Annotated in this window: 9 protein-coding genes and 1 pseudogene; 5 read left to right on the plus strand and 5 right to left on the minus strand. The window is 60.0% G+C overall.

All coding sequences use genetic code 11. The features are described 5' to 3' along the window. A pseudogene (locus tag D3M70_RS33630) lies at positions 1-175 on the plus strand (30S ribosomal protein S6--L-glutamate ligase); the annotation flags it as partial. 122 nt (positions 176-297) lie between these two features. On the opposite strand, the gene D3M70_RS23700 reads toward D3M70_RS33630, so the two are convergent. Both D3M70_RS23700 and ompR read right to left on the minus strand, forming a co-directional pair. Next, on the minus strand, positions 298-1,611 hold the full coding sequence (locus D3M70_RS23700; protein WP_120128038.1) for an ATP-binding protein: 1,314 nt from the start codon (positions 1,609-1,611) through the stop codon (positions 298-300). Between the two features lie 166 nt (positions 1,612-1,777). Next, positions 1,778-2,518, minus strand: a complete 741-nt coding sequence (ompR, locus tag D3M70_RS23705; protein WP_120128039.1) for a two-component system response regulator OmpR — start codon at positions 2,516-2,518, stop codon at positions 1,778-1,780. A gap of 280 nt (positions 2,519-2,798) precedes the next feature. On the opposite strand from ompR, the gene D3M70_RS23710 reads away from it, so the two are divergent. The 3 genes from D3M70_RS23710 to gshA all read left to right on the plus strand — a co-directional run bounded on the left by D3M70_RS23710 (position 2,799) and on the right by gshA (position 7,304). After that, positions 2,799-5,123, plus strand: coding sequence for a Tex family protein (locus tag D3M70_RS23710; protein WP_120128040.1), 2,325 nt, complete (start codon positions 2,799-2,801; stop codon positions 5,121-5,123). After that, on the plus strand, positions 5,123-5,506 hold the full coding sequence (locus D3M70_RS23715; protein WP_120128041.1) for a PaaI family thioesterase: 384 nt from the start codon (positions 5,123-5,125) through the stop codon (positions 5,504-5,506). The genes D3M70_RS23710 and D3M70_RS23715 overlap by 1 nt, the downstream gene beginning before the upstream one ends. A gap of 211 nt (positions 5,507-5,717) precedes the next feature. Further along, complete coding sequence (gene gshA, locus D3M70_RS23720) at positions 5,718-7,304, plus strand: glutamate--cysteine ligase (RefSeq protein ID WP_165869870.1); 1,587 nt, start codon at positions 5,718-5,720, stop codon at positions 7,302-7,304. Between the two features lie 230 nt (positions 7,305-7,534). On the opposite strand, the gene argA is transcribed toward gshA, so the two are convergent. Next, on the minus strand, positions 7,535-8,833 hold the full coding sequence (gene argA, locus D3M70_RS23725) for an amino-acid N-acetyltransferase (RefSeq protein ID WP_120128043.1): 1,299 nt from the start codon (positions 8,831-8,833) through the stop codon (positions 7,535-7,537). Positions 8,834-8,948: 115 nt separating this feature from the next. Further along, positions 8,949-10,097, minus strand: coding sequence for an acetylornithine deacetylase (gene argE / locus D3M70_RS23730; protein WP_120128044.1), 1,149 nt, complete (start codon positions 10,095-10,097; stop codon positions 8,949-8,951). A gap of 166 nt (positions 10,098-10,263) precedes the next feature. On the opposite strand from argE, the gene D3M70_RS23735 reads away from it, so the two are divergent. Further along, positions 10,264-11,631, plus strand: a complete 1,368-nt coding sequence (locus tag D3M70_RS23735) for an inorganic triphosphatase (protein ID WP_120128045.1) — start codon at positions 10,264-10,266, stop codon at positions 11,629-11,631. A 133-nt stretch (positions 11,632-11,764) separates the two neighbouring features. Here the strand turns inward: D3M70_RS23735 and D3M70_RS23740 are convergent, their stop codons facing one another. After that, on the minus strand, positions 11,765-12,235 hold the full coding sequence (locus D3M70_RS23740; RefSeq protein ID WP_120128046.1) for an Lrp/AsnC family transcriptional regulator: 471 nt from the start codon (positions 12,233-12,235) through the stop codon (positions 11,765-11,767). Positions 12,236-12,323: the final 88 nt, after the last annotated feature.

Here is a 12,323-nt window from a genome sequence, read left to right on the forward strand (position 1 = left end):
CGCGGGTGTGGACATCCTGCGCTCCAATCACGGTCCGTTGGTGATGGAAGTGAATTCGTCCCCAGGTCTGGAAGGCATCGAGACCACGACCGGCAAAGACGTGGCCGGGATGATCATTCAGTACATCGAGAAAAACGGCGGGCCGCATATGACACGGACCAAGGGGAAGGGTTGATTCATTCAGTCACGATTCACGAGACGTACGCATGACCTGTGGCAGTCCGGCTTGCCGGCGGAGCGATTTCAAGGGCGCCGCCGCCAGCAAGCCGGACTGCTACAGAAGATCATGTCGTGCCGCTAATCCGCGTCTCTGGGCAATAGCAGCCCGAGAGGCAAACGCACCCGCGCCTCAAGCCCGCCTCCAGAGCGGTTGCGCAGTTCGACATTGCCGCCGTGCATTGCAGCAATCCGCTTGACGATTGCCAGGCCCAGTCCCGTCCCTTTTCCACTGCGGGCACGGTCGCCGCGGGTGAACGGGTTGAAGATGCCTTCCAGTTCCGATGGGTCGATACCCATGCCACGGTCCAGAACGCTGAGCACGACATAAGGAGCACCGCTGTCGCCGGAGACATACGCCGCAACTTCGACACCGTCGCCGGCGTGGTGCATTGCATTGCCGATGAGATTGTTGAGCAGACGCTTCATGGAAACGCGACGCAAGGGGAAGGGTGGGATTGACTCCAGGCACAGCCGCACCTGCTCGACCGGGCTGTTGTACGGCGCCACGACTTCGTGGACCAAATCGACCAGATCAACTTCCTCGACCTCCTCGTCACGCCCGTCGCGGATGAACGCCAGAAACTGATCGAGGATTGCATCCATGTCCTCGATATCCCGCACCATGCCTTCCATGAACTCGTTGTCCACTGGCATCAACTCCAGTGACAGACGCAGTCGCGTCAGCGGCGTACGCAGGTCATGGGATACGCCTGCAAGCATCAGCTCCCGCTCTTGCCCCGCCTGTTCGACGTCTTCTGCCATCTGGTTGAACGCGCGATACACCTCGGTCATTTCGCTCGGTGTATCGCTCACTGGCAAGCGCACGCTGCGACCTTGCCCCAACTGGCGGGCAGCAAAAACAAGACGTTTGAGCGGTTGATTGAGCTGGCTGACGAAGATCCACGCCGACGCCGTGGAAAGCAGACCGATCGCCAGGAACCATCCCAGCACGCTCCAGATTTTCTGGCCGCGAAGAGGATGTGGATACAGAGGAACCTTCAACCAGCCATCGCCCAGACTCGGCGCGCGAACCCACAAGGCTGGCGGGGCGTGGACTCGCAGCCTCACTTCAGTGTCCGCGCCGAGCTCTGCCTGCATCTGCCGCTGGTAGATTTCCGAATAAGGCCAGTGCTGCTCGCCCTCCGGAACTCCGCCACCGACCACGCGGATCAGGCCGGCGGCGTCGGCGATGGTCTGCCTGTCGCTTTCATCGGCGGCCCAATAGGCCCGCAAGGTCAGGGCAACACCGTGGCTGTATTGGCGGTCCACCAGTACGTCTTCGTTCATCAACAGATAAACCAGGGTCAGCGCCTTGGAAAACAGGACGACGATAAGCACCAGCCAGAGCGTGCGGGAGAAAAAGCTTTGCGGGAACCAGAGCGGTGTCTTCATAACAGCAGCTACACACTTTGCAGGAGCGAGGCGGGCTCGCAAGATTTCGCGGATGGCGATAGACAGCAAAACCAGTCACACCGACGCTACCTTCCGGTATATCGAGGTGACTGGCTGGCGTATGCAGGCCTGCGAAGCGCCCCCGCAAGCATCTGTCGACTTGCTGTTACTGCTTGCTGGCACCATCCGGTACGAACACATAACCCACGCCCCATACCGTCTGGATGTAGCGCGGCTTGGCGGCGTCCACTTCGATCAGACGGCGCAGACGGGAGATCTGCACGTCGATCGAGCGTTCCAGCGCATCCCATTCGCGGCCACGGGCCAGGTTCATCAGTTTGTCGCGGGTGAGCGGTTCGCGCGCGTGCATCACCAGAGCCTTGAGCACAGCGAATTCACCGGTGGTGAGCATGTGCACTTCATCGCCCTTCTTGAGCTCGCGAGTCGCCAGAGACAGTTCGTACTCGCCGAAGGTGACGGTTTCGTCTTCGCTCGCAGGCGCGCCGGGCACGGGGGCCGACTGACGACGCAGCACGGCTTTGACGCGGGCCATCAACTCATCGGGGTTGAAAGGCTTGGCCAGGTAATCGTCTGCACCGAGTTCCAGCCCCTTGATGCGGCTCAGCTCATCGCCTTTGGCGGTGAGCATGATGATCGGCACCTGATTGTTCGCCGCACGCAGTCTGCGGCAGGCGGACAGGCCGTCTTCGCCTGGCAGCATCAAATCGAGCACCACGAGGTGAAATACTTCGCGCGCCAACAGCCGGTCCATTTGCTCCACGTTGGCCACGGCCCGGGCGCGATAGCCCTTGCTGGTGAAAAAACGTTCTAACAGGCTGCTCAGGCCCGGGTCATCGTCGACGATGAGGATTTTTTCGCCTTCAGCCGTTTGTGCAGTGCTGCTCATTGGAAGCTCCTTTGATCTCGGCGCGCATTATGGCGTAGCTGCTGTGATGCGCACCGTGTGCATTGTTAGCAGATTTTTCCTGTACTGCCACTGGCGCTCTGCTTCGCGGCTTCGGGCATCGCCTGGCGATGATTGCACGAGGCGTTACGGGCAACTGACAGGGCGATCCCCTAATCGGGGTTCACTGGGTATAATGCGCCGCCCTCAAGGTCAGGCAACACTTGCTTGCGGCGGTTCGCCAGCAGCTGATTTTTTGCACACACATTTGCCAGGTGGTTTTATGGACAGTATCAACAGCCGCATCGCCGAGGAACTCGGTGTCCGCCCGCAACAGGTCGAAGCGGCCGTCGCGCTACTGGATGAAGGCTCAACGGTGCCCTTCATCGCTCGCTACCGTAAAGAAGTGACTGGCAGCCTCGATGACACGCAACTGCGTCATCTGGAAGAGCGCCTGCGCTACCTGCGCGAGCTCGATGAGCGCCGCATCAGCATCCTTGCCAGCATCGAAGAGCAAGGCAAGCTGACCCCGGAACTGGCGCGCGACATCAAGCTCGCCGACACCAAGACCCGCCTCGAAGACTTGTACCTGCCCTACAAACAGAAACGCCGCACCAAGGGCCAGATCGCCCTGGAAGCCGGCCTCGGCGAGCTGGCCGACGGCCTGTTCGGCGACCCGAGCCTGACACCCGAGACCGAAGCCGCACGCTTCGTCAACGCCGAAAAAGGCTTTGCCGACGTCAAGGCCGTTCTCGAAGGCGCCAAGTACATCCTCATGGAGCGCTTCGCCGAAGACGCTACCCTGCTGGAGAAACTGCGCAGTTTCCTCAAGCAGGAAGCTGTGATCAGCGCGCGTGTCGTGGCTGGCAAGGAAGAAGAAGGCGCCAAGTTCCGTGACTACTTCGAACACGACGAGCCGCTCAAGAGCATGCCGTCGCACCGCGCCCTCGCGATTTTCCGTGGTCGCAACGAAGGCATCCTGAGTTCTGCACTGAAAGTTGGCGAAGAACTGCCGGGCACGCTGCACCCGTGCGAAATGATGATCAGCGAGCGTTTCGGCTTGCAGAATCAGAATCGCCCGGCGGACAAATGGCTGGCCGAAGTCGTGCGCTGGACCTGGAAGGTCAAGCTCTACTCCCATCTGGAAACCGATCTGCTGGGCGAGCTGCGCGACGGCGCCGAGACCGAAGCGATCAACGTTTTCGCGCACAATCTGCATGACTTGCTGCTGGCCGCACCTGCTGGTCCACGCGCCACGCTGGGTCTTGACCCTGGCCTGCGGACCGGCTGCAAGGTCGCCGTGGTCGATGCAACCGGCAAACTGCTGGACTACGCCACGGTTTACCCGCACGTTCCGAAAAACCAGTGGGACCAGACCATCGCCGTGTTGGCCGCGCTCTGCGCCAAGCACTCGGTCGATCTGATCGCCATCGGTAATGGCACCGCCAGCCGCGAAACCGACAAGCTTGCCGCCGAACTGATCAAAAAGTACCCAGGTCTGAAAATGACCAAGGTCATGGTCTCGGAAGCCGGTGCCTCGGTGTACTCGGCATCCGAACTGGCTGCCAAGGAATTCCCGGAACTGGACGTGTCGATCCGTGGCGCGGTGTCCATCGCCCGCCGCCTGCAGGATCCACTCGCCGAGCTGGTGAAAATCGATCCCAAGTCCATCGGGGTCGGCCAGTACCAGCACGATGTGTCCCAGCTCAAGCTGGCACGCGGCCTGGACGCCGTGGTCGAGGACTGCGTGAACGCCGTGGGCGTGGACGTCAATACCGCCTCGGTCGCGTTGCTGGCCCGCATTTCCGGCCTGAACACCACGCTGGCGCAGAATATCGTCACCCATCGCGACGAGAACGGCGCTTTCAAAACGCGCGCAGCGCTCAAGAAAGTCGCGCGTCTGGGTGAAAAAACCTTCGAACAGGCCGCAGGTTTCCTGCGCGTGATGAACGGCGACAATCCGCTGGATTCGTCTGCCGTTCACCCTGAGGCCTATCCGCTGGTGCAGCGTATTGCAGCTCAAACCGACCGCGACATTCGTTCGCTGATCGGCGATACCGGCTTCCTCAAGCGTCTGGATCCGAAGAAATTCACCGACGAGACCTTCGGTCTGCCGACCGTGACCGACATCATTCAAGAACTCGAAAAGCCGGGCCGTGACCCGCGCCCGGAATTCAAGACCGCCGAGTTCCAGGATGGCGTCGAAGACCTCAAAGACCTGCAATTGGGCATGATCCTCGAAGGCGTCGTGACCAACGTGACCAACTTCGGCGCATTCGTCGACATTGGCGTACATCAGGATGGTCTGGTGCATATCTCTGCGCTTTCCGAGAAGTTCATCAAGGATCCACGCGAAGCGGTGAAGGCCGGTGATGTGGTCAAGGTGAAGGTCATGGAAGTCGACATCCCGCGCAAACGCGTGGGCCTGTCGATGCGTATGAGTGACACGCCAGGCGAGAAAATCGACGGTGCCCGTGGTGCCCGCCCTGGCTCGGCCCCGCGCCAGCAGCAGAGCAGCGCGCCACGCAAAGAAACCGCAACGGCAGCGCCGGCCAACAACGCCATGGCTTCGCTGTTCGCCAACGCCAAGCAACTGAAGAAGCGCTGATGGATATTCCGCAAGGCCTGACCGAGAGTGCCTATTTCAAAACCCTGGGCTGCAAGCTGGTGCGATTGGGCGACGGCGTCGCTGAAGTCACGCTGGCGCTGGAGCCACACCTGCGCAATCGCGGCAACGTCATGCATGGCGGCGCGCTGTTCAGTCTGGTCGATATCGCCATGGGGCTGGCGTGCTCCAGCTCCCACGGTTTCGACAAGCAGAGCGTGACCGTGGAATGCAAGATCAACTACGTGCGTGGCGTTGCGGACGGCGAAGTCACCTGCATCGGCACTGTGCTGCATGCCGGGCGCCGTACGCTGGTGGTCGAAGCCGAAGTGCGCCAGGACGACAAACTGGTCGCAAAAGCACAAGGCACGTTCGCGATCGTCTAGCTGTCAGACAGGGATATGAGTTAGTTTCGACACTGTGTATCAGTGTCGAAATTTTCTGGCAGTTCGTACATGACCGCCTTGTGGGAATGATTAGCGACGGGCATCGGCGTTAGGACCAAAAACGAGGCGAAAACGCCAGTTCCTTTCTTCACCCTTGTAGACCGCCATATCGCCCCCATATAGGGCCGACTGACGCGTGAAGGAATCCAACTTGAGCGAACTTCTCAACCGCCGCCTGGCCTTGCTCGGCGAGCACTCACACCTCTCCCTTCTGGAGAAGTGCTTGCACGGTATCGAGCGTGAATGCCTGCGCGTTACAGGCGAAGGTCGCCTGGCCCAGACCCCGCACCCCGAGGCTTTGGGATCTGCACTGACCAACGAGCAGATCACCACCGATTATTCCGAGTCGCTGCTGGAGTTCATCACTCCGGCGCTGAACAATCCGGCCGAAACACTGGACAGCCTGGAGAAGATCCATCGCTTCGCCTACAGCAAGCTGGGCAGCGAGTACATCTGGAGTCCTTCGATGCCGTGCCCTCTGCCGGCCGAAGAAGACATCCCGATTGCCTATTACGGCACCTCGAACATCGGGAAGCTCAAGTATGTGTATCGCCAGGGCCTGGCCCTGCGTTATGGCAAGACGATGCAATGCATTGCCGGCATTCACTACAATTTTTCGTTGCCGGAAGCGATCTGGCCCGTGCTCAAGCAGACCGAAGCCTTCGAAGGCAGCGACCGCGATTTCCAGTCCGAAAGCTACATTGGCCTGATCCGCAATTTCCGCCGCTACAGCTGGCTGCTGATGTACCTGTTCGGCGCCTCGCCAGCGCTGGACGCCAGCTTCCTGCGCGGCCGCTCGCACCAGCTCGAACAGTTCGACGCTGACACGCTGTATCTACCCTATGCCACCAGCCTGCGGATGAGCGACCTGGGTTATCAGAGCAACGCACAAGCCGATCTGACCCCGTGTTACAACGATCTGTTGACTTACACTGACAGCTTGCGCAAAGCGGTGGCAACGCCTTACGCGCCCTACGTCGAGATCGGCACGCATAAAGATGGCGAGTGGATTCAGCTCAACACCAACGTGCTGCAGATCGAGAACGAGTACTACTCGACGATTCGTCCCAAGCGCGTCACCTACTCGGGCGAGCGTCCGATTCAGGCGCTGATGGCCCGTGGCGTGCAGTATGTAGAAGTGCGCTGCCTGGACATCAACCCGTTCCTGCCCGTCGGTATCGATCTGCAGCAGTCGCGTTTCATCGATGCGTTCATTCTGTTCTGCGCCTTGCAGGAAAGCCCCCAACTGGCCGACTGCGAATGCGGCAACGCCAGCAGCAATTTCTTGACCGTGGTCAAGGAAGGTCGTCGCCCTGGACTGCAACTGAGCCGTAACACCACGACCATTGACCTGAAAGAATGGGCCAATGAGTTGCTGGACAAGATCGCGCCTATCGTCGATCTGCTGGATCGGAGCCAAGGTATCGACGAGCACGCCAAGTCGCTGGTCGTTCAGCGTGCGAAAGTGGCCGATTCATCGCTGACGCCGTCGGCCCAAGTGCTGGCAGCCATGACCGAACACAAGGAAGGCTTCACCGCGTTCTCGATGCGTCAGGCTCAGGTGCACGCCGATTACTTCCGCAGCCGCCCGCTGAGCACTGAAGATCAAGCGAACTTTGAAACCAAAGCGCGCGAGTCGCTGGCTCAGCAGTCCGAAATGGAACAGACCGAAGAGCCCGTGGATTTCGATACCTTCGTCGGCGCTTATCAGGCGAGCATTCTGGCGATCAGTAACTGATCAAAAGGCGCCGCGCCATTTACTGACACGGCGCCTTCTGCTTTTGATTCTGGCCCAGGGCCGTGGGAGCCCTGCTTGCAGGCGATCTGCCGGGCACCGGCAGCAAGATCTGCCGACACTTCCATAAGATGCTGCGCGTTGACCGGGTTGGCTGCCGGTGCCCGGCAGATCGCTGGCAAGCCAGGCTCCCACGGCCTCCGGCCAGAATCAAAAGCCGGAAAACCCCCGGCTCAGATCGCCTTCTCGAAAATCTTGGAATTACGCTGATAGTTGTAAAGCGATGCTCGCGCACTCGGCAGGCGGTCGACGCTGCTTGGCTCAAAACCGCGCTCACGAAACCAGTGGGCCGTGCGCGTCGTGAGTACGAACAACGTCTTCAAGCCCTGCGCCCGCGCGCGCTCCTCGATGCGCTCCAGCAGCTCATCCCCGCGCCCGCCGTGACGGTACTCCGGATTCACCGCCAGACACGCCAGCTCGCCCGCCTCGGAATCGGCAATCGGGTACAACGCCGCGCAGGCAATGATCAGCCCTTCGCGCTCGACCACACTGAACTGCTCGATTTCGCGCTCCAGTACCTCACGGGAACGGCGCACCAGAATGCCCTGCTCTTCCAGCGGCGTAATCAGGTCGATCAAGCCCCCAACGTCACCGATCGACGCCTCGCGAACCAGTTCGAACTGTTCCTGAGCGACCAGCGTGCCGCCACCGGCCCGGGTGAACAGCTCGGACAGCAGTGCACCATCTTCGGCGTAACTGACGATGTGACTGCGGGCTACACCGCCACGACAAGCCTGCGCAGCCGCATCCAGCAATTCGGCCTGATAGTTGTTGCCCAGCCGCTGAAGGTGCGCCGGGACCTGCTGCGGGCGCAGTTCACGGACCAGCCGGCCTTGCTCGTCGAGCAGACCGGACTCGGCGCCGAACAACAGCAATTTTTCCGCACCCAGGTCGATGGCGGCGCGGGTGGCGACGTCTTCGCAGGCGAGGTTGAAAATTTCACCGGTAGGCGAGTAGCCCAGCGGCGACAGCAGCACGATCGAACGCTCGTCGAGCAGACGATTGATACCCTTGCGGTCGATCCGCCGCACTTCGCCAGTGTGCTGATAATCGACGCCTTCGAGCACGCCAATGGGGCGCGCTGTCACGAAGTTGCCGCCGGTCACACGCAGCCGCGAACCCTGCATCGGCGAGGCGGCCATGTCCATCGACAGGCGCGCTTCGATAGCGATGCGCAGTGCACCCACGGCATCGATTACGCATTCGAGGGTGCCAGAGTCGGTTACCCGCAGTTCGCGGTGGAAATGCGGGGTGATCCCCCGCGCTTCCAGGCGGCTTTCGATCTGCGGACGGGATCCGTGGACCAGCACCAGACGAACACCCAGGCTGTGTAACAGCACGAGGTCGTGGACGATGTTGCCGAAATTGGGATGCTCAACGCCGTCGCCCGGGAGCATGACGATGAAGGTGCAATCCCGGTGGGCATTGATGTAGGGAGACGCGTGGCGGAGCCAATTGACGTAATCGGGCATATCCGAAAGAGCCTGCAAGAAATGGACGAAGGATGAAAGCACTCACAACGGCATGAGCTTTATCGTCGGAACAGGCATCGCAACACGCGTACTCTCCTTCTGGGCTGACGCCGACTCATTCGGGAGTCAGGCAGTAATGTTCGATCAACTGACGCAATAGACGCACTGTAGGTTGTAAACGTGACATTTCGAGATACTCGCCCGGCTGGTGCGCACAGGCAATGTCGCCGGGTCCCAGCACAATCGTCTCGCAACCAAGGCGCTGAAGATAAGGCGCTTCGGTGCCAAATGCCACTGCTTCAGCCGTATGACCTGTCAGACGCTCGGCAACGCGAACCAGTTCCGCATCGGCGCTCTGTTCGAAGGGTGCGACTTCAGAGAACAACGGCGCGTAATCGATCTTCACCTGGTGCAACTCTGCCAGCGGTTGCAACTTCTGCCGAATCGCCGAGCGCAGCATCTCCGGGTCCATACCCGGCAACCGCCGCAGGTCAAACTCCAGCGAACACTGACCGCAAATTCGATTGGGGTTATCGCCGCCATGAATGCAGCCGAAGTTCATGGTGGGCGCCGGGACGCTGAACTGCGGATTGCGGTATTTTTCCTGCCACTGTTGACGCAGATTCTTAAGCGCACCAATAGCGTCGTACATGGCCTCCAGGGCGCTGTGGCCAAGGCTTGGGTCAGACGAATGGCCACTGCGTCCGAGAATCTCGATTCGCTCCATCATCACGCCTTTGTGCAGGCGAATCGGCTTCAAGCCAGTGGGTTCGCCAATCACCGCCGCCCTGCCGAGGGTACCGCCAGCAGCGGCCAGAGCTTTGGCACCGGACATCGAGCTTTCTTCGTCGCAGGTCGCCAGAATGATCAACGGCTGCTTGAAAGGTTTATCCAGCAAGGGCTGCAAGGCCTCGATGGCCAGTGCGAAAAACCCCTTCATGTCGCAACTGCCAAGTCCTACCCACCTGCCGTCGACCTCCGTCAACTTCAGGGGATCGGTTTTCCACAGTGCATCGTCGTAGGGAACGGTGTCGCTATGGCCGGACAGCACCAGACCGCCGGGCCCTGTGCCGTAAGTCGCCACCAGATTGAACTTGCCGGGACTGACCTGCTGGATGTCGCAGGCAAAACCCAGGTCGCCAAGCCAACCGGCGAGCAGATCGATGACCCCGCGATTGGATTGATCCAGCGAAGGTTGCGTACAACTCACCGAAGGTGCGGCGATCAGGGCCGCGAACTGGTCTTTCATGGACGGTAACGGCATGGGCGACTCCTCGGTACAGGTACGACACGCGAACCATCATAGGGTGATTCGACAGCAGGAATAAACCGTCCAGGGTGATGTCCTGTACACTGCACGACCCACGCAGCTGTGTCGATTCCGGCTGCGCCCCCCGTTTATCAGCGATAGAGCGCCTGGATTCCCGGCCATGCAGAAAGAAACCGAAATCAAACTCCGCGTCAGCCGCGAAACCCTCATTGCCCTGCGCGAGCATCCGTTGCTGAAAAAGCGCAACAAAAGTGGCTGGGAGCGGCTGGAGCTGTTCAACCAGTACTTCGACACCCCCGAACGCGAACTCGCTCACGCCAAGGTCGCCCTGCGCCTGCGCCGTGATGGCGACGCGATCATCCAGACGCTCAAGACCCGAGGCCAGAGCGTGGCAGGCTTGTCCGAGCGCAACGAGTACAACTGGGATGTGCCCAAGGCCAAGCTGGACCTCAAAAAGCTCGACGGCGAATGCTGGCCCGAGCAACTGGCGGACTTGGACAAGAAAACCATCAAGCCACTGTTCACCACCGATTTCGTCCGTGAAAAGGCCGAAATTGCCTGGGGTCGCGGCAAGTCCAAGGTAGTGATCGAGGCTGCACTGGATCTGGGCAACGTCATCGTCGGCAAACAGAAAGAAGAAATTTGCGAACTGGAGCTGGAACTGCGTGAAGGCGAGCCTGCCGCATTGCTGGAGCTGGCCGCCGAACTGGCGGAAAAGCTGCCGTTGATGCCTTGCGACATCAGCAAGGCCGAGCGTGGCTATCGCCTGTTCGACGCCAGCAGCTACTCGGTCAAATTGCCGGTTCCGGAAATGCACGCCGAGACCTCCGTCGACGACGCTTACAGCGCCCTGGCCTGGTATCTACTGGGCAGCAGTCAGCGCCTGGCCGAGCAATACCGTTTCAACGGCCACTGGAGCCTGTTGCAGGAATGGGTCGAAGTCCTCGCCGAGTTGCGTGCATTGACCGGCAGTCTCGGTCAGGCTGCGCCAAGGGCCACCACCCACGACCTGCGCGCTGCGCTGGACGCACTGCTCGAAGACTGGCGGACGCTGGTTCAGGCCGGCAAGGAAGATGGCGATGTCCGGGCTGCCGCTCACGAGCAGTTCATCGAAGAGCTTGAAGACCCGCGCTGGGGCCTGTTCTCGCTGACCACCTCGCGCTGGCTGATGGAGCGCAGCTGGACTGTCGAGCGTAACAACCGTGGCAATCGTCAGGGCAATGCGATGCTCAGCAGTTGGGTGCCGCGCTTCCTTGGCGACGAAGCCACCGCGTTGAATCTGGCGCGTTATCAGCAACAGCCTGAGGATCTGGCCGAACAACTCCCGCGCATCGAGCGTATTCAGGTCTGGCTGCATTACGCGCGTCAGACACTGGAACTGCCGGAGCTGGATCGTCTGTACGGCGAGATGAACAAGCTTGAAGAGCTGGCGCACCTGGATATCACCGACGAGATCCTCGAAGCCCGCGTGCAGCAGACCATCACCGTGCTGCAAAGCCGGGCGTGGAAGACCTTGCTGAAGATTTAAGCAGCGCTGCATTACCTGTAGCAGTCTGGCTCTTCGGCGATGGCGCCCTTGAGATCGCTACCGCCGGTAAGCCGGACTGCTACAGGGATACGGATGTGATTTACAGATCCCATTCGGCGCACAATGGATGCGCTCAGCGAACGATCGGCAAACTCGTCGTCGATTTGATTTCCGACAGAGCAACGGTCGAATTGACCTCCTGAATCCCTGGCACCAGCGACAGTTTCTCGAAGAAGAACCGCTCATACGCTTCGATGTCCGGCGTGACGATGCGCAGCAGAAAATCCACCGACCCCATCAACACATAACACTCCAATACCTCCGGAAATCCGCGAATTGCCTCAGTGAATTCCGTGAAGTTGGAGCGGCCGTGGGCGTTCAGTTTCACCTCGGCGAAGATCTGCGTATTGAGCCCGATCTTCTTGCGATCAAGCAGCGTCACCTGTCGCCGAATCACGCCTTCATCTTTCAACCGCTGAATCCTGCGCCAGCAAGGCGATTGGGAAAGCCCGACCTGCTCGGCGATCTGCGCGCTGGACAACGAAGCGTCCTCCTGGAGCAACGCGAGGATCCTGCGATCATAGGTATCCAATTCGATTTGCATAAGTTATTCCTGAAAAATGGATATCCAGCATCAACAAGTCGAAAAAAGAGTAAACCACTCGATCATGGATCAGAAATTTCTTTTTTCC

It is taken from the genome of Pseudomonas sp. LS-2, assembly GCF_003605735.1.
Classification (GTDB): Bacteria; Pseudomonadota; Gammaproteobacteria; order Pseudomonadales; family Pseudomonadaceae; genus Aquipseudomonas.